Source organism: Streptomyces sp. NPDC037301 (assembly GCF_055602785.1).
The window spans coordinates 49,373-66,387 of sequence record NZ_JBVJWD010000026.1; the positions used below are offsets into that span (position 1 = coordinate 49,373).

Sequence of the window (17,015 nt, forward strand, 5' to 3'; positions counted from 1 at the left end):
AGACACCCAGAGGGGGAGAGCGACATGGCAACGGATTACGACACCCCACGCAAGACCGATGACGACGTCGACCAGGACAGCCTTGAAGAGCTCAAGGCTCGCCGGAGCGACAAGACGGCGTCCGCCGTCGACGTCGACGAGTTCGACGCGGCCGAGGGACTGGAGCTGCCCGGAGCAGACCTGTCCAACGAAGAGCTGGCCGTAAGGGTCCTGCCCAAGCAAGCCGACGAGTTCACGTGCATGAGCTGCTTCCTCGTGCACCACAGGAGCCAGCTGGCGCGCGAGAAGAACGGCCAGCCGATCTGCCGCGACTGCGACTAGGTCGAACCGACCGTGGCAGGCGACACACCGTTCCGGAAGCGACGCTTGCGGCGCAAGAGGTCGTCGGAGGCGAATCAGGGCGGCACAGGCCCGGCAGAAGGCGTAGCAGCGCCTGCTGAGCGGTCCGCCCTGCCACCCTCCCCGGGTGGGTGGGACGACGAGCGGGGCCGGTCGGCCTCGCTCGAAGCAGTCACGGCAGTCGAAGGAGTTGAGGGAGTCGACACGGCCGATGGGGCCGGACAGGTCGACAGGACGGAGTCCGTGACCGGGGCAGGCCGTCTGAGTTCAGTGAAACGGGGAGTACGCAAGGGTGGGGAGAGCGCCAAGGCGGCGATCGGTCATATCGCCGACCTGATCATCGAGACCGCTCCCCGCATCCCTGTGCGCGATCTCGCGACCCTGCGCAAGCAGTTCCCGGGCCTCGGGCCCGAGGAGCTCGCCGACAAGCTCATCGCAGGCGCGAGCAAGGCCACAGCAACCGTCGGCGCCGGTATCGGCGCGGCGGCCATGATGCCCGTACCGCCCGCCATGCTCGCCGAACTGGCGACGGAGATCACCGGTGTGGCAGCGATCGAGATGAAGCTCGTCGCCGAGCTGCACGAGGTCTACGGGCTGCGCCCGCCGGGCGGGCTCACCCAGCGTTCCACCGCCTACCTCACGTCCTGGACGGAGGAGCGCGGTATCGATGTCACCCACCCCGCGACGGTCAATGCGGCGCTGGGCGGCCAGATGAGGCGTGAGCTGCGCCAGCAGATCACGAAGCGCATGGTGCGCGATCTGCCGAACCTCTTCCCGTTCATGGTCGGCGCCGCCGTCGGCGCGATGATGAACCGGCGCGACACCAGAAAACTTGCCGAACGGGTCAGGAAGGACCTGCGTAAGCGCCGGATCCCCTGGGACCGGCTTTCGGAGCTGCCTGCGCTGGAGCGGCAGGAGGCCCTGCGCAAGGATCTCCCGGGCGAGCTGGAGAGCTAGGGCAACCAGGCGCCCGACAGGGCCTGTGGGGCTGAGAGAGGCCGCCTGGAGGGCCCGCGAGGAGTTCCCCCGAAGCTAGGCCCGCACCGCGCTGAGCGCCGCGACCAGGGCCTGCGGCTCGCGGGTCGACAGATAGACGTACGGAGTCGGGTCCTGCGGGTCGGTGACCTCCACCCGGACCGCCGTCGGGATGTAGCTGCGCAGCAGCATGAATGCGCGGGTGTCCGCCTTGTACGAGCGCCACGCGCGCGCCTCCTCCGCCTCCAGCACCTCGGCCTTGCCGAGCGCCGTCACCGGAATCCGGGCGTCGCCGGCCACCAGGGCGCCCGCGACCACACGGATCCTGGCCGAACCGTACGAGCTCACCGCGACCGCCGACAGGGCCGTTCCGCCCACCAGGCCCGCCAGCAGGGGCAGGGTTCCGAGCGGCAGCAGCATCAGGGCACAGGCGATGCCGACCAGGAAGGCGATGAGCCACCACGAACGGGGCGCGGTCAGTCGTTCGTCGAAAGGCGGGGTGGAAGGCTGCATGAACCCAAGCTTGGCACGGCGCGACCTGCGGGTGGCCGCGCGGGTAAGGTCTGCGCCTGTGAGTGGAACATCTGTGGCTCTGAAGCCCCCGGCCGACGCGGTGAAACCGGTCCGGCACCCCGAAGCCCCGGCCCCCGGCGAACTCCTCGGCGCGCACTACGATCACTGTTTCGGGTGCGGCGAAGGACAGCCGCACGGGCTGCACCTCCAGGCGCGGGCCGGCGAGGGTGTCAGAATCACCGCCGAGTTCACAGTGAAGGCCGCCCACCAGGGTGCCCCGGGCCTGGCCCACGGTGGCGTCCTGGCCACCGCGCTGGACGAGACGCTCGGCTCGCTGAACTGGCTGCTGCGGGTGATCGCGGTGACCGGGCGGCTGGAGACCGACTTCGTGCGCCCGGTGCCCGTGGACACCGTGCTGCACCTGGACGCCGAGGTCACCGCGGTGCACGGCCGGAAGATCTACTCCCGGGCGACCGGTCGGATCGGCGGCCCGGACGGACCGGTGGCGGTCCGCGCCGAGGCCCTCTTCATCGAGGTCAAGGTCGACCACTTCATCGAGAACGGCCGCCCGGCCGAGATCCAGGCAGCGATGGCCGACCCGGACCAGACCAAGCGCGTCCGTGCGTTCGAGGTGAATCCCTGATGCGTCACCCCGTAGACGTACTTATCCGCCGTGTCGACCCGGACGTGCCGATTCCGGCCTACGGACACCCGGGCGACGCCGGGGTCGATCTGGTGACCACCGAGGCCGCCGAACTCGCCCCGGGCGAGCGGGCTGTGCTGCCCACCGGGGTGTCGATCGCGCTGCCCGACGGATATGCCGCGTTCGTGCACCCGCGGTCCGGCCTCGCCGCGCGCTGCGGAGTCGCTCTTGTGAATGCCCCGGGGACGGTTGATGCCGGGTACCGTGGAGAGATCAAGGTAATCGTCATCAATCTCGACCCGCGCGAGCCCGTGCGGTTCGAGCGGTTCGACCGGATTGCCCAACTGGTCGTCCAGCAGGTCGAGAAGGTGCGCTTCCACGAGGTGGCGGAGCTACCCGGCTCGGCCCGCGGCGAGGGAGGCTTCGGATCCACCGGAGGGCATGCTTCCGGTGATGTTGATGGCGTCAGGGGCGGGATTACCCAGGGCGGGAACAGCTACGCTTCGGTCGTACCCGACCGGGAAGGACAGTGACGTGTTCGGACGTCGCAAGAAGAGTGGTTCCGCCGAGGACGTGGCGGACGAAGCGCGCGAGGCCGAGCAGGTCGTCGACGAGCTCGATGACGCCGATGGAGCCGACAGCGGCTCACGTCGGGTGAATCTCCCGCCGGCGCCGCGGCCGGACGGACCGTGGGACATCACCGAGGTCTCCCAGCCCGGCGAGGGCCGGGTCGACCTGGGCGGCATCTTCGTGCCCGGCGTCGAGGGCATGGAGCTGCGCGTCGAGGTGGCCGGTGACGCGATCGTCGCCGCGACCGTGGTGCTGCGCGACAGCGCCATCCAGCTGCAGGCCTTCGCCGCCCCCAAGAAGGAGGGCATCTGGGGTGAGGTCCGCGAGGAGATCGCCTCCGGTATCACCCAGCAGGGCGGGATCATCGACGAGGTCGAGGGCCCGCTGGGCTGGGAGCTGCGTGCCCAGGTCCCCGTACAGCTCCCGGACGGGACGAACGGCGTGCAGCTGGTGCGCTTCGTCGGCGTCGACGGGCCGCGCTGGTTCCTGCGCGGAGTGATCTCCGGCCAGGGTGCCGTGCAGCCGGAGGCCGCAGGGCTGCTGGAGACGATCTTCCGGGACACCGTGGTCGTCCGTGGCGAGGGCCCGATGGCGCCGCGCGACCCGATCGTCCTCAAGCTCCCCGACGACGCCCAGATGGTGCCCGAGGGCGTCCAGCAGGAGAACCAGGAGGGCTCGAAGTTCTCCGGTGGCATGGGCCAGCTCCAGCGCGGCCCCGAGATCACCGAGGTGCGCTGAGCTGATACGGGCAGCCGCCCGGCACAGCTGAAGGCCGGTGGGCCGTACCCCCTCTCCGGGGGGTACGGCCCACCGGCCTTTCTGCGTGCCCAGGGCGGGCCCCGGGGCGCACGACAGGGGCGCGTATGGAGCGCGTATAGGGCACGTATGTGCACCGTCAAGGGCTCGCCCTTCCCCGTAAGGAAGCCATCAACGCAGGCCAGGACGGCTGTGACGCAAGGTTTGCTCATGAGGTCCGAGAATCCGTACCTCATCTAGGAGCACACGATGGCCGATGTGGCCTTCGTCGTCACCACGATCGCGGTGTTCGCGTTGGTGGCTCTCATCGCCAGGGGGGTGGCGAAGCTGTGACTGCCGAGAACATTGTCGGTCTGATCGTGGCCGTTGCCCTGTTGGGCTATCTCGTCCTCGCCCTTCTGTACCCGGAGAGGTTCTGAGCCCGATATGAGCCCCGTCCTCGCTGGTGTGCTCCAGCTGCTCGCGCTCGTTGTGGCGCTGGGTCTGGCGTACCGTCCGCTCGGTGACTACATGGCCGGCGTCTACTCCTCGAAGAAACACCTCCGGGTGGAGAAGTGGATATACAAGGCCATCGGCGCCAATCCGAACACGGAGATGCGCTGGCCCGCGTATCTGCGTGGGGTGCTCGCGTTCTCCGCGGTGAGTGTCCTCTTCCTCTATCTGCTGCAGCGGCTCCAGGGCGCTCTGCCCGGCTCGCTGGGCTTCGTCTCGATCGATCCCGATCAGGCGTTCAACACGGCGGCGTCGTTCGTCGCGAACACCAACTGGCAGTCGTACTACGGCGAGCAGGCCATGGGCCATGTCGTCCAGACCGGTGGCCTGGCGGTGCAGAACTTCGTCTCGGCCGCCGTCGGTATCGCGGTCGCGGTGGCGCTGGTACGCGGCTTCGCCCGTTCCCGCACGGGTGAGCTGGGCAATTTCTGGTCCGACCTGGTGCGCGGCACCGTACGGATCCTGCTGCCGATCTCGGTGGTCGGTGCGCTGGTGCTCGTGGCCTGTGGTGCGATCCAGAACTTCTCCGGAATCCATGAGGTCGGGCAGTTCATGGGCGGCTCGCAGGAGTGGAACGGTGGCGCGGTCGCCTCGCAGGAGGCCATCAAGGAGCTGGGCACCAATGGCGGCGGCTACTTCAATGCCAATGCGTCCCACCCGTTCGAGAATCCCAACGGGCTCTCCAACCTCCTTGAGATCTTCCTGATCCTGGTGATTCCGTTCGCGCTGACCCGCACGTTCGGCCGGATGGTCGGTTCGCTGAAGCAGGGCTACGCGATCCTGGCGACGATGGGCGTCATCTGGCTCGGGTTCACCGCGCTGATGATGTGGACCGAATTCGCCCATCACGGGCCCGCTTTCGATATCGCGGGCGGGGCGATGGAGGGCAAGGAGACCCGGTTCGGGATCGGCGGCTCTTCGATCTTCGCGGTGGCCACGACGCTGACGTCGACGGGTGCGGTGAACTCGTTCCATTCCTCGTTCACCGGTTTCGGCGGCGGGATCACGATGCTGGGCATGCAGCTCGGCGAGATCGCTCCTGGTGGTACGGGGTCGGGCCTGTACGGCATGCTGATCATGGCGATCATCGCGGTGTTCATCGCCGGTCTCATGGTCGGCCGCACCCCGGAGTATCTGGGGAAGAAGATCGGTACCCGGGAGATCAAGTTCGCGGCCTGCTACATCCTGATCACGCCGACGCTGGTGCTGTGCTTCACCGCCGCGGCGATGGCCCTGCCCACCCCGCCCCACTCGATGACGAATACCGGCGCGCACGGCTTCTCCGAGATCCTGTACGCCTACACCTCGGGTGCGAACAACAACGGTTCGGCGTTCGCCGGGCTGAACGCGGACACGCAGTGGTTCAACACGACGATCGGGCTGGCGATGCTGCTGGGCCGGTTCCTGCCGATGGTGTTCGTCCTCGCGCTGGCCGGCTCGCTCGCCGAGCAGAAGCCCGTACCGGCGACCGTGGGAACCCTGGGCACGCACAAGCCGCTGTTCAGCGGGCTGCTGGCCGGCACGATCCTGATCATCACCGGGCTGACCTACTTCCCGGCGCTCGCGCTGGGGCCGCTGGCCGAAGGGCTGGCGTCATGACCACTCGTCTGAAGCAAGAGGACTCGATGTCCACTGTCACGCCCACCCGGGCACCGCACCAGGACGCGCCCACGGGCCACCAGAGCGAAGGACGCGTCGGCGGGGGCCTGTTCGACCCCAAGCAGCTGCTCAAGTCCTTCCCGGACGCGGTACGCAAGCTGGACCCCCGGGTGATGGTCAAGTCACCTGTGATGTTCGTGGTGCTGATCGGCTCGGTGCTCACCACCGTGCTCGCGGTACTGGATCCGGGCGACTGGTTCGGCTGGGCGATCGCGGTCTGGCTGTGGCTCACGACGATCTTCGCCAACCTGGCGGAGGCGGTCGCCGAGGGGCGCGGCAAGGCGCAGGCCGACACGCTGCGCAAGGCCAAGACCGACACCGTCGCCCGGCGGTTGACCGGCAGGAACGAGGAGCGGGTGCCGGGGACCGAGCTGCGCATCGGTGACCTGGTGGTCTGCGAGGCCGGTGACATCATTCCCGGTGACGGGGATGTCGTCGAGGGTGTCGCGAGTGTGGACGAGTCCGCGATCACGGGCGAGTCGGCGCCGGTCATCCGGGAGTCGGGCGGTGACCGCTCGGCCGTCACCGGGGGTACGAAGGTGCTCTCCGACCGGGTCGTCATCAAGATCACCACGAAGCCGGGTGAGACGTTCATCGACCGGATGATCGCCCTGGTCGAGGGTGCCGCCCGGCAGAAGACACCCAACGAGATCGCCCTGAACATCCTCCTGGCGTCCCTCACCATCGTCTTCCTGCTCGCCGTCGTCACTCTGCAGCCCTTCGCGATCTACGCGGGCGAGAAGCAGTCGATGATCGTGCTGACCGCCCTGCTGGTCTGCCTGATCCCGACGACCATCGGTGCGCTGCTCTCGGCGATCGGCATCGCCGGTATGGACCGGCTGGTGCAGCGCAACGTCCTTGCCATGTCGGGGCGTGCCGTCGAGGCCGCGGGGGATGTCTCGACCCTGTTGCTCGACAAGACCGGCACCATCACGCTCGGCAACCGGCAGGCCGCCGAATTCCTCCCGGTCAAGGGCACGACCGAGGCCGAAGTGGCGGACGCCGCCCAGCTTTCCTCACTCGCCGACGAGACCCCCGAGGGGCGTTCCATCGTCGTGCTCGCCAAGGAGAAGTACGGGCTGCGCGAACGACACCAGGGCGAACTGCGGCACGCCGAGTGGGTCGCGTTCACCGCCCAGACCCGCATGTCGGGTGTGGATGTCGACGGACGCAAGGTCCGCAAGGGCGCGACCGGTTCGGTCGTCGCCTGGGTGAAGGAGCGCGGCGGGAGCGTCTCGCAGGACGCGCAGGCGCTCACCGACCAGATCTCCCAGGCCGGCGGCACACCGCTGCTGGTCGCCCTGGAGGACGAGCACGGCGCCCGGGTCCTGGGTGTCATCCACCTCAAGGACGTCGTCAAGGAAGGCATGCGGGAGCGGTTCGACGAGCTGCGCCGCATGGGCATCAAGACGGTCATGATCACCGGGGACAACCCGCTCACCGCGAAGGCGATCGCCGAGGAGGCAGGCGTCGACGACTTCCTCGCCGAGGCCACCCCCGAGGACAAGATGGCCCTCATCAAGCGGGAACAGGCCGGCGGCAAGCTCGTCGCGATGACCGGTGACGGCACCAACGACGCACCGGCGCTGGCCCAGGCGGACGTCGGCGTGGCCATGAACACCGGTACCTCGGCCGCGAAGGAGGCCGGGAACATGGTGGACCTGGACTCCAACCCCACCAAGCTGATCGAGATCGTCGAGATCGGCAAGCAGCTCCTGATCACCCGTGGAGCCCTGACCACCTTCTCGATCGCCAACGACGTCGCGAAGTACTTCGCGATCATCCCGGCAATGTTCGCGGTGGCCTACCCCAGCCTGGACAAGCTCAACATCATGCAGCTGTCCTCGCCCCAGTCCGCGATCCTGTCCGCGGTCGTGTTCAACGCGCTGATCATCATCGCGCTCGTGCCGCTCGCCCTGAAGGGCGTGCGCTACCGGCCCAGCAGCGCCGACTCGATGCTCCGCCGCAACCTCGGGATCTACGGACTGGGCGGCCTCATCGCCCCGTTCATCGGCATCAAGATCATCGACCTGATCATCTCCCTCATCCCCGGAATCGGCTGACCTGCCATGAACAACTCCGTAGGAAACACCGCCCGGCTGCTCTGGGCCGCACTGCGCGCCCTGCTCGTCCTCACCGTCGTGTGCGGCGTCATCTACCCGCTCGCCGTCACCGCTGTCGCCCAGGGCATCTTCCCCGACAAGGCCAACGGCTCCGAGATAACCTCCAACGGCAAGGTCGTCGGCTCCGAACTCATCGGCCAGCGCTACGACCTGCCGCTGAAGAAGGGACAGGAAACCGCGGCCCCGGACCTCAAGTGGTTCCAGCCGCGCCCCTCCAACGGACTCGGCACCAACAGTGCCAACACCCAGTACAAACTGATCCTCTCCGGCGCGACCAACCGCTCCGGCGACAACAAGGAACTCATCGACTGGGTCACCGCCGCCAAGGCCGCCGTCGTCAAGGACAACTCCGTCCCAGGCCACCCCGTCAACCCCGCAGACGTGCCGGCCGACGCCGTCACCTCCTCGGGCTCCGGCCTCGACCCCGCCATCTCCCCGGCATACGCACAGCTCCAGGTACGCCGTGTCGCCGAGCGCAACCACCTCGACGTGGCCCAGGTCGAAAAGCTCGTCGAGCAGCACACCGACGGCCGGATCCTCGGCTTCGTGGGGGAACCGAGGGTCAACGTCCTCCAGCTCAACATCGCACTCAAGCAGTTGGTGAACGGGGCTTGAGGGCACTGAGGCCGGCCGTGGTGGCCGGCCTCAGGCCGTTGGGCCCCGTTGTACGCCGGCCCAGCGGGTCGGCGTGCCCAGGCTGCCCGGATAGAGGTACTTCTCCGGCGGGATGACCGTGCCGTCGACCCACGCCCCGAAGAACCCCTTGAGGTCCTTGCCCGAGACCTTCGCCGCCAGCGCCTCGAACTGCCGGAACGAGGCGTTGCCGTACGCGTGGTCGTGGGTCCAGGTCCTGAGCGTCCGGAAGAACGCGTCGTCACCGACCGTGCGCCGCAGCGCGTGCAGCATCAGGGAGCCCTTGAAGTACAGCGCGCGATCCAACTCCTTTCCCTGGCCCGGGTCATAGAGCTTGGTGGACCAGAAGGACGGGTCGTTCCTGTTCTTCTCGACCTCGGGCCGGTAGTAGTAACTGTCGAGGTCGGCGCCCTTGTGCTCCTCCCACAACTGCCCGGCGTACTGGGCGAAGCACTCCGCGACGCAGCCGTCCCGCCAGTCCTCGAACGACACGCTGTCGCCGAACCACTGGTGGGTGTTCTCGTGGACCACCGAGGCGTCGAAGAGCATCGCGCCATACGTGGGGCGGCTCTGCGTCTCCAGGTCGAGGGGGCCGCCGGTGGGCTCCTTCGTGGCGCCGACGACGATGGCGCCCGCCGAGGAGAAGGGGTACGGGCCGAACTTCGCGGTCAGGAAGTCCAGAATCTCCGTCTGCTCGGCCTCCGCGTCCGGGTCGATGACGGCGTCCGGGCTGTATGCCGTGATGACCGGTGTTCCGGCGGCCGTCTTTTCCCGGTGGACGGTGAATCTGTCGATGGCGACGGTGCTGGCGTACGTCGCCAGCGGCTTGTCCTCGAACCAGCGGAAGGTCTTTCTGCCGTCCTTGACGGTGGCCGGGCCGGGCAGGCCGTTGCCGATGGCCGTCCAGCCGTCGGGCACCGTCGCGGTGAGGGCGAAGGTGGCCTTGTCGGACGGGTGGTCGTTGGCGGGATACCAGGAGGTCGCGGCATGCGGTTCGCCCGTCACGTACGCGCCGCCGCTCTTCAGCGTGTGCCAGCCCTCGGCGTCGGGCTTGCCCGCGTACTTCACCCGGACCGCGAACGTCGTGCCCTTCACGACCGGGCGGGCCGGGGTGATGACCAGCTCATGGGACCCGGAGCGGGAGAACGCCTTCACCGGGGTGCCGTTCACCATGACCGATGCCACGGTGAAGCCCTTGAGGTCCAGGCTGAAGCGGTCCAGGCCGGTCAGGGCGCGGGCGGTGACGGTGGTGTCGCCGTTTAGGTGGTCGGTGCGCGCCGGGTCGTAGGCGATACGGACGTCGTAGCGGGAGACGTCGTAGCCGGAGTTGCCGTCGTCGGGGAAGTACGGATCACCGACGCCCGGACCGCCGATGGCGGCCGAGGCGGGGAGAATGGTCAGTACCGTGCCGCTCACGGCCGCGGCCACGAGCGCGGCAGCGGTTCTGCGGCGTCGGTTCAGCAGTCTGCGCATGTCTCGTTCCTGGGGATGGGGGTCAGCGTGGGGGAGTGGTGGCGGCGAGTTTCCACAGCACGCCGATGAGGGCATCGGTGCTGGTCGTCTCCGTCTTCGGGTCCACGTTGGCGAGGTTGTCGCACGCCTCGTGGATGCAGTCCGAGATACCGGTACTGAAGCCGGACGAGGGGATGCCGGCGTTTCCGAACGACTCGTGGTCCGAACCGCCGACGCCGATGTCGAACGTGGGGATGTTCCGTTCGGCGAACCATGCCTCGAACGCCTGCTGGGCTTCGGTCTCGCCGTGCTCGTCGTCGTGGACCACGAGCCACTGCTGGGTGTTCTTGCTGCCCGCCTGGTCGAAGTTGAGGTAGACGTCGATCCTGCGGCGCTCGGCCCCGGAGAGTTTCCCGACGTAGTCCGCCGAGCCGATCAGCCCCGACTCCTCCGCGCCCCACCATGCGAACCGAAGGTGCCGCTCGGGGTTGAGACGGGACTTGGCCACCTGAAGGGCGGTGGCCAGCACCGCGGCCGAGCCCGAGCCGTTGTCGTTGATCCCCGGGCCCTCCTTGACGCTGTCGAGGTGGGCGCCGGTCAGCAGCACGTGATCCGGGTCGCCGCCCGGCCAGTCGGCGATCAGGTTGCTGCCGGTGGCGCCGTTGTAGGTGAAGGGGACCAGTTTCGTGCGGAAGCCGGCCCGGTCCAGGGCGCTCTTCACATACGCCACCGAGTCCGCGTATCCCTGCGTGCCGTGCGCGCGGTTGCCGCCGTTGCGGTCGGCGATGCGCTGCAGCGCGCGCAGGTGGGGCATCACCTGCTGCTCGGAGACGGTGGGGGCGGTGGGGGCCTGTGCTTTCGCGGAGGCGGTTGCGGTTGCGGCGGGGACCGCGGACAGGGTCAGGGATATCCCGAGGGCTCCGGCGACAAGCCCGGGAAGGCTCCTTCGTAACGTCATGCGCACCCTTTCAAGGACGGGGCACTCGCCCCGGTGGACCCTGGCAAGGCTGGTCAGCCGGTGTCAGGAAGTTGTCGGGAAGCGGTTGTGCTCCGATAAGGAAATCGTCCGCGCCGTTCGGCGCCGTGAAGTGACTGTCCGTCAAGTGCGCGCCCGGTGATGGTGTCCAACTTGTCCAGATCATTGCGGCACGTGTGGTGTACACCCATACTGGCCCGATCATCCGGGGGGCTCTGCAGCAACCGGCCGCGGGCCGGCGCACTCCTCGACGCGGTGCTGCGCGGCCCCGATGTCGCATCGACCTCGCCCCTGTGGGACATCCGGCTGGCGGTCGGCACCGTGCGGGTCACTCCCGATGTGCCCGCCCTGGCCGATGCGGCGCTGCTCGCCCAGGGCACCTGCTCGGACCGGCCCTGAGACTGCGTGACTTCACGGGCGGCCCCGCCGAACCGGCCCTGCACGCCGATTACGCACCGGTGGCCCTGCTGGGCGTCGGATTCGCCGTACTGATCGCGGCGGCCGTCGCCGCGGAGTCCTGGCTGGCCCGCCGCCGCGGACTGGGGGCGGTCCTACGAGTGGGGGAGAACGGCACATGACGGATGACGAGGAGAAGACCGCATGACGGACCTCCGTGAACTTGAGGCGCGCGCCAGGGCAGGCACCGTGCCCGCCCCCGACGAGGGCCTGGTCATCTGCGACAACGTCGTACGCGTCTACCGCACAGAGGACGTCGAGGTGCAGGCGCTCCAGGGCCTCGACCTCGTCGTGCGGGAGGGCGAGTGCATGGCGCTCGTCGGAGCCTCCGGCTCCGGCAAGTCGACCCTGCTCGCCATCCTGTCCGGCCTCGACACCCCCACCGCGGGATCGGCCAGGGTCGCCGGGCACGACCTGCTGTCCATGCGCCGCCGCGAACGCCTCGACTACCGGCGGCGCACCGTCGGCTTCGTCTGGCAGCAGACCGGACGCAACCTGCTGCCATATCTCACCGCCGTGGAGAACGTCACCCAGCCGATGAAGTACACCGGTGTCCCGCGCGCCCGGCGCGAGGCACGGGCCACCGAACTCCTCGGTGTCCTCGGTATCGCGCACTGCCGTGATCGCAGACCCGCCGAGCTCAGCGGCGGCGAACAGCAGCGCGTCGCCGTCGCCGTGGCCACCGCCAACAGCCCCCGGGTCCTGCTCGCCGACGAGCCGACCGGCGAACTCGACACCGCCAGTGGTGAGGACGTCTTCGCCGCCCTGCGCCGCGCCAACGACGAACTCGGCGCGACCGTCCTGGTCGTCACCCACGACCCGATGGTCTCCGGGCAGGTGCGGCGTACGGTACGCATCCGTGACGGCCGGATCTCCACGGAGACCCTGCGCGACGGCGGCCCCGACGGTGGTGCGGAGGAATTCGCCGTACTCGACCGGGTGGGGCGGCTGCAGCTGCCCGACGACTATCTGCAACGGTACGGGCTGCGCCACCGGGTGCGCCTCACCGCCGAGAACGACCACATCGGCGTCTGGCCCGACGCCTGACCACCATCCTTCGGCCATTGCCCAGCCCTGTGTCCAATGCACATACTGGCGGCCGACGGGACCGATCACGCACGGGGGAGAGACATGACCGACAACACCGGCCGGACGAGCACCGGCGGGCAGAGCGGCGCGGCGGTCGCCGAGGACCCGGCCCGCGGGCCCATGGTCCGGGTCGAGTACCTGCGCCGCTCGTACGGCGCCGGCGCCGCGGCCGTGCACGCGCTGCGCGGGGTGTCCTTCGAGGTGCCGCGCGGTGAACTCGTCGCGCTCAAGGGACGCTCGGGCTCAGGCAAGACGACGCTGCTCAACCTCGTCGGTGGCCTCGACAGCCCCGACGGCGGCCGGATCACCGTCGGGGGCACGGACCTCGCCGAACTCGGCGAGAACGGGCTCCTGGAGCTGCGCCGGGACCGGATCGGCTTCATCTTCCAGTCGTTCGGCCTGATCCCGATCCTGACCGCCGCGGAGAACGTCGGCGTACCCATGCGGCTGCGCAAGGCGGACCCGCGCGAGCGCGAGGACCGGGTGGCGCTGCTGCTCTCCATGGTCGGCCTCGCCGACCACGCCGCTCAGCGCCCCGGCGAACTCTCCGGCGGCCAGCAGCAGCGCGTCGCGATCGCCCGCGCGCTGGCCAACCGCCCCGCGCTGCTGATCGCGGACGAGCCGACGGGGCAGCTCGACGCGGAGACCGGACTCGCGGTGATGGAGCTGCTGCGGGCGGTGGTGCGGAGTGAAGGCGTCACAGCGCTGGTGGCGACGCATGATGCGCAGCTGCTGGGGCTGGCGGACCGGGTGCTGGAGCTGAGCGACGGGCACATCGTCGAACACGAGTAGTGGGGCGGGGCGGTGGCTGGGTCCCTCCGAGGCGTCAGAATCCTGTCAATTCGGTCCCTCGCCCCACCCCCCGTCCCATTTGTCGAGAATCCTCGGGGTAGCTTCTGAACCGGCTGCCGCATCGGCGGCAGCCGGTTCAGAGAAGACAATGGGGCCATGGCACGCGGCAAACTTCGGATCTACCTGGGTGCGGCACCCGGCGTCGGCAAGACGTACGCGATGCTCTCCGAGGCCCACCGCCGTGTGGAACGGGGCACCGACTGCGTCGTCGCCTTCGTGGAGCACCACGACCGCCCGCGCACCGAGGTCATGCTGCACGGCCTGGAGCAGATCCGGCGACGTGAGATCGAGTACCGCTCCGCCGTCTTCACCGAGATGGACGTCGACGCGGTCCTGGAGCGCGCCCCGGCCGTCGCCCTGGTGGACGAACTGGCGCACACCAATGTGCCGGGCTCCCGCAACGCCAAGCGCTGGCAGGACGTCGAAGAGCTCCTCCAGGCCGGCATAGACGTGATCTCCACCGTCAACATCCAGCACCTGGAATCACTCGGCGACGTCGTCGAGGCCATAACCGGCGTACGGCAGCGTGAGACCGTCCCCGACGAGGTCGTCCGCAGGGCCGACCAGCTCGAACTCGTCGACATGTCGCCCCAGGCCCTGCGCCGCCGCATGGCCCACGGCAACATCTACAAGCCGGACCGGATCGACGCGTCCCTGTCCAACTACTTCCGCCCCGGCAACCTGACCGCCCTGCGCGAGCTGGCCCTCCTCTGGGTCGCCGACCGGGTCGACGAATACCTTCAGCAGTACCGCGGCGAGCACAACATCCGCACCACCTGGCAGGCCCGCGAACGCATCGTCGTCGGACTCACCGGCGGTCCCGAGGGCCGTACGCTCATCCGCCGGGCGTCCCGGATGGCGGCCAAGGGTTCCGGCAGCGAGATCCTCGCCGTCTACATCGCCCGCAGCGACGGACTGACCTCCGCCTCGCCCAAGGAACTCGCCGTCCAGCGCACCCTCGTGGAGGACCTCGGCGGCACGTTCCACCACGTCATCGGCGACGACATACCGTCGGCCCTCCTCGAATTCGCCCGTGGGGTGAACGCCACGCAGATCGTCCTCGGCTCCAGCCGCCGCAAGGCCTGGCAGTACATCTACGGACCGGGCGTGGGAGCCACCGTCGCCCGCGACTCCGGCCCCGACCTCGACGTCCACATCGTCACCCACGAAGAGGTCGCCAAGGGCCGCGGTCTGCCCATCGCCCGCGGCGCCCGGCTGGGCCGGGTCCGGATCATCTGGGGCTGGCTGGTCGGTGTCGGCGGCCCGGCCCTTCTCACGCTGCTCCTGATCCGCCTGGACAGCGGCCCCGGGCTCGCCAACGACGTCCTGCTCTTCCTCTTCCTGACCGTGGCCGCGGCCCTGCTCGGCGGGCTGCTGCCCGCCCTGGCATCGGCCGCCGTCGGCTCGCTGCTGCTGAACTATTGGTTCACCCCGCCCACCCACACCCTCACCGTGCAGGACCCGGAGAACTTCGTCGCGATCGTGATCTTCTTCGCGGTGGCGGTCTCGGTCGCCTCGGTCGTCGATCTGGCGGCCCGCCGCACCCATCAGGCGGCCAGGCTGCGCGCCGAGTCGGAGATCCTCTCCTTCCTCGCCGGCAGTGTGCTGCGCGGCGAGACGACCCTGGACGCACTCCTGGACCGGGTCCGCGAGACCTTCGGCATGGAGTCCGTCGCCCTGCTGGAGCGGCAGAGCGACGTCGATCCGTGGACGTGCGCCGGGAGCGTCGGGCCGAGCCCGGTGGCCCGGCCGGAGGACGCGGATGTGGACATGCCCGTCGGCGACCACATGGCGCTCGCGCTCTCGGGCCGGGTGCTGCCGGCCGAGGACCGCCGGGTGCTCGGCGCGTTCGCCGCCCAGGCCGCCGTCGTACTGGACCGCCAGCGCCTGGTCGGCGAGGCGGAGGAGGCCCGGCGGCTCGCCGAGGGAAACCGGATCAGGACGGCCCTCCTCGCCGCCGTCAGCCACGATCTGCGCACCCCGCTCGCCGCCATCAAGGCCGCCGTCAGCTCCCTGCGCTCCGACGACGTCGCCTGGTCCGACGAGGACCAGGCCGAACTCCTGGAGGGCATCGAGAACGGCGCCGACCGCCTCGACCACCTCGTGGGCAACCTCCTCGACATGTCCAGGCTGCAGACCGGCACCGTCACCCCGCTGATCCGCGAGATCGACCTCGACGAGGTGGTCCCGATGGCGCTCGGCGGCGTCCCCGAGGGCAGCGTGGACCTGGACATCCCCGAGACCCTGCCGATGGTCGACGTCGACCCCGGGCTGCTGGAGAGAGCCGTCGCCAACATCGTCGAGAACGCCGTCAAGTACAGCTCCTACGGAGAACGCGTCACGGTGGCCGCCAGCGCGCTCGGCGGACGCGTCGAGCTACGGGTGGCCGACCGCGGCCCCGGCGTCCCCGACGACGCCAAGGAGCGCATCTTCGAGCCCTTCCAGCGCTACGGCGACGCCCCGCGCGGCGCAGGCGTCGGACTTGGCCTCGCCGTCGCCCGCGGCTTCGTGGAGTCCATGGGCGGCACGCTGGACGCCGAGGACACTCCCGGCGGCGGCCTCACCATGGTGCTGACCCTCAAGGCGGCATCGGGATACGTTCCAGTCAGCCCCGACCTGCCCGCGCGGGTCACCTCATGACCTCGCAGGTCACCTCATGATCTCCGCAACGTCCCAGGAGATCGCCATACAGCAGAAAGGCAGGGCCCCCATGACCCGGGTGCTTGTGGTCGACGACGAGCCGCAGATCGTACGCGCCCTCGTGATCAACCTGAAGGCGCGCAAGTACGAGGTGGACGCCGCGCCCGACGGCGCGACCGCCCTCCAGCTCGCCGCCGCCCGCCACCCCGATGTCGTCGTCCTCGACCTCGGACTGCCGGACATGGACGGCGTCGAGGTGATCAAGGGGCTGCGAGGCTGGACCCGGGTGCCGATCCTGGTGCTCTCCGCCCGCCACACCTCCGACGAGAAGGTCGAGGCCCTGGACGCCGGAGCCGACGACTACGTCACCAAGCCGTTCGGCATGGACGAGCTGCTGGCCCGGCTGCGCGCCTCCGTCCGCCGAGCCGAACCCGTCGGCCAGCACGGCTCCGACGACGTCGTGATCGTCGAGACCGACGGGTTCACCGTCGATCTGGCAGCGAAGAAGGTCCACCGCGAGGGACGCGACGTACGGCTCACCCCCACCGAATGGCACCTGCTGGAGGTCCTGGTCCGCAACAGCGGCCGGCTGGTCAGCCAGAAGCAGCTGCTCCAGGAGGTCTGGGGGCCCTCGTACGGCACGGAGACCAACTACCTGCGGGTGTACATGGCGCAGCTCAGACGCAAGCTGGAGGCCGACCCCTCGCACCCCCGGCACTTCGTCACCGAGCCGGGGATGGGCTACCGCTTCGAGCGCGGCTGAACGGGTCACCGGGTCCTGTCCCGTAACCCCTGCGAGTAACTCGTTCGAGTGGGACCCCGGACACCCGCCCGGAGTTCGGGAGAC

The 17,015-nt window shown here is 69.3% G+C and carries 17 protein-coding genes; 14 read left to right on the forward strand and 3 right to left on the reverse strand.

Going from position 1 to position 17,015, the window contains the following annotated elements:
- Positions 1–24: 24 nt before the first annotated feature.
- Both ACZ7IB_RS32045 and ACZ7IB_RS32050 read left to right on the forward strand, forming a co-directional pair.
- Positions 25–321 carry a DUF4193 domain-containing protein gene (locus tag ACZ7IB_RS32045; protein WP_003965732.1) on the forward strand — a complete coding sequence of 99 codons (297 nt, stop codon included), beginning with the start codon at positions 25–27 and terminating at the stop codon, positions 319–321.
- A gap of 12 nt (positions 322–333) precedes the next feature.
- A complete protein-coding gene (locus ACZ7IB_RS32050; RefSeq protein WP_470917372.1) occupies positions 334–1,296 on the forward strand; it encodes a hypothetical protein in 963 nt (320 codons plus the stop codon).
- 75 nt (positions 1,297–1,371) lie between these two features.
- On the opposite strand, the gene ACZ7IB_RS32055 is transcribed toward ACZ7IB_RS32050, so the two are convergent.
- Positions 1,372–1,827, reverse strand: a complete 456-nt coding sequence (locus ACZ7IB_RS32055; protein ID WP_470917374.1) for a DUF3093 domain-containing protein — start codon at positions 1,825–1,827, stop codon at positions 1,372–1,374.
- A gap of 58 nt (positions 1,828–1,885) precedes the next feature.
- On the opposite strand from ACZ7IB_RS32055, the gene ACZ7IB_RS32060 reads away from it, so the two are divergent.
- From ACZ7IB_RS32060 to ACZ7IB_RS32090, 7 genes are all read left to right on the forward strand, one after another.
- Complete coding sequence (locus tag ACZ7IB_RS32060) at positions 1,886–2,470, forward strand: PaaI family thioesterase (RefSeq protein ID WP_266357088.1); 585 nt, start codon at positions 1,886–1,888, stop codon at positions 2,468–2,470.
- On the forward strand, positions 2,470–3,003 hold the full coding sequence (dut, locus tag ACZ7IB_RS32065; protein WP_093898960.1) for a dUTP diphosphatase: 534 nt from the start codon (positions 2,470–2,472) through the stop codon (positions 3,001–3,003). Before ACZ7IB_RS32060 ends, dut begins: the two co-directional genes overlap by 1 nt.
- 1 nt (position 3,004) lies before the next feature.
- Positions 3,005–3,778, forward strand: a complete 774-nt coding sequence (locus tag ACZ7IB_RS32070) for a DUF3710 domain-containing protein (protein WP_093898961.1) — start codon at positions 3,005–3,007, stop codon at positions 3,776–3,778.
- Between the two features lie 347 nt (positions 3,779–4,125).
- Complete coding sequence (gene kdpF, locus ACZ7IB_RS32075) at positions 4,126–4,215, forward strand: K(+)-transporting ATPase subunit F (RefSeq protein ID WP_037701211.1); 90 nt, start codon at positions 4,126–4,128, stop codon at positions 4,213–4,215.
- Between the two features lie 7 nt (positions 4,216–4,222).
- Positions 4,223–5,887, forward strand: coding sequence for a potassium-transporting ATPase subunit KdpA (gene kdpA / locus ACZ7IB_RS32080; protein WP_470917376.1), 1,665 nt, complete (start codon positions 4,223–4,225; stop codon positions 5,885–5,887).
- Positions 5,884–8,010: a potassium-transporting ATPase subunit KdpB gene (kdpB, locus tag ACZ7IB_RS32085; protein ID WP_470917378.1), complete on the forward strand. Its 2,127-nt coding sequence runs from the start codon at positions 5,884–5,886 to the stop codon at positions 8,008–8,010. Before kdpA ends, kdpB begins: the two co-directional genes overlap by 4 nt.
- A gap of 6 nt (positions 8,011–8,016) precedes the next feature.
- The gene (locus tag ACZ7IB_RS32090; protein WP_470917380.1) at positions 8,017–8,685 is read left to right on the forward strand and encodes a potassium-transporting ATPase subunit C; all 669 of its coding nucleotides are present in this window, start codon (positions 8,017–8,019) and stop codon (positions 8,683–8,685) included.
- 30 nt (positions 8,686–8,715) lie between these two features.
- Here ACZ7IB_RS32090 and ACZ7IB_RS32095 read toward each other — a convergent pair whose 3' ends face one another.
- Entirely contained in the window at positions 8,716–10,176 is a 1,461-nt protein-coding gene (locus tag ACZ7IB_RS32095; RefSeq protein ID WP_470917382.1) for a M1 family metallopeptidase, read from the reverse strand.
- Positions 10,177–10,198: 22 nt separating this feature from the next.
- Positions 10,199–11,113 (reverse strand): M20/M25/M40 family metallo-hydrolase, encoded by a 915-nt coding sequence (locus tag ACZ7IB_RS32100; protein WP_470917384.1) that lies wholly within the window; start codon positions 11,111–11,113, stop codon positions 10,199–10,201.
- A gap of 192 nt (positions 11,114–11,305) precedes the next feature.
- Here ACZ7IB_RS32100 and ACZ7IB_RS32105 point away from each other — a divergent pair, with 192 nt between their 5' ends.
- The 5 genes from ACZ7IB_RS32105 to ACZ7IB_RS32125 all read left to right on the forward strand — a co-directional run bounded on the left by ACZ7IB_RS32105 (position 11,306) and on the right by ACZ7IB_RS32125 (position 16,931).
- Positions 11,306–11,530: a hypothetical protein gene (locus tag ACZ7IB_RS32105; protein ID WP_470917385.1), complete on the forward strand. Its 225-nt coding sequence runs from the start codon at positions 11,306–11,308 to the stop codon at positions 11,528–11,530.
- Between the two features lie 201 nt (positions 11,531–11,731).
- Positions 11,732–12,634, forward strand: coding sequence for an ABC transporter ATP-binding protein (locus tag ACZ7IB_RS32110; RefSeq protein ID WP_470917387.1), 903 nt, complete (start codon positions 11,732–11,734; stop codon positions 12,632–12,634).
- Between the two features lie 84 nt (positions 12,635–12,718).
- Positions 12,719–13,468, forward strand: a complete 750-nt coding sequence (locus tag ACZ7IB_RS32115) for an ABC transporter ATP-binding protein (protein WP_470917389.1) — start codon at positions 12,719–12,721, stop codon at positions 13,466–13,468.
- Between the two features lie 156 nt (positions 13,469–13,624).
- A complete protein-coding gene (locus ACZ7IB_RS32120) occupies positions 13,625–16,168 on the forward strand; it encodes an ATP-binding protein (protein WP_470917391.1) in 2,544 nt (847 codons plus the stop codon).
- Between the two features lie 70 nt (positions 16,169–16,238).
- Positions 16,239–16,931 carry a response regulator gene (locus ACZ7IB_RS32125; protein WP_327277990.1) on the forward strand — a complete coding sequence of 231 codons (693 nt, stop codon included), beginning with the start codon at positions 16,239–16,241 and terminating at the stop codon, positions 16,929–16,931.
- The last annotated feature ends 84 nt before the right edge of the window (positions 16,932–17,015 follow it).

Bases quoted from the DNA above. Each gene is read 5' to 3' on its own strand.
- ACZ7IB_RS32100 (WP_470917384.1), bottom strand. From the start codon at position 11,113: ATGACGTTACGAAGGAGCCTTCCCGGGCTTGTCGCCGGAGCCCTCGGG.
- kdpB (WP_470917378.1), top strand. From the start codon at position 5,884: ATGACCACTCGTCTGAAGCAAGAGGACTCGATGTCCACTGTCACGCCC.
- ACZ7IB_RS32045 (WP_003965732.1), top strand. From the start codon at position 25: ATGGCAACGGATTACGACACCCCACGCAAGACCGATGACGACGTCGAC.
- ACZ7IB_RS32095 (WP_470917382.1), bottom strand. From the start codon at position 10,176: ATGCGCAGACTGCTGAACCGACGCCGCAGAACCGCTGCCGCGCTCGTG.
- dut (WP_093898960.1), top strand. From the start codon at position 2,470: ATGCGTCACCCCGTAGACGTACTTATCCGCCGTGTCGACCCGGACGTG.
- ACZ7IB_RS32120 (WP_470917391.1), top strand. From the start codon at position 13,625: ATGGCACGCGGCAAACTTCGGATCTACCTGGGTGCGGCACCCGGCGTC.
- ACZ7IB_RS32115 (WP_470917389.1), top strand. From the start codon at position 12,719: ATGACCGACAACACCGGCCGGACGAGCACCGGCGGGCAGAGCGGCGCG.
- ACZ7IB_RS32110 (WP_470917387.1), top strand. From the start codon at position 11,732: ATGACGGACCTCCGTGAACTTGAGGCGCGCGCCAGGGCAGGCACCGTG.
- kdpA (WP_470917376.1), top strand. From the start codon at position 4,223: ATGAGCCCCGTCCTCGCTGGTGTGCTCCAGCTGCTCGCGCTCGTTGTG.
- ACZ7IB_RS32055 (WP_470917374.1), bottom strand. From the start codon at position 1,827: ATGCAGCCTTCCACCCCGCCTTTCGACGAACGACTGACCGCGCCCCGT.
- ACZ7IB_RS32125 (WP_327277990.1), top strand. From the start codon at position 16,239: ATGACCCGGGTGCTTGTGGTCGACGACGAGCCGCAGATCGTACGCGCC.
- ACZ7IB_RS32090 (WP_470917380.1), top strand. From the start codon at position 8,017: ATGAACAACTCCGTAGGAAACACCGCCCGGCTGCTCTGGGCCGCACTG.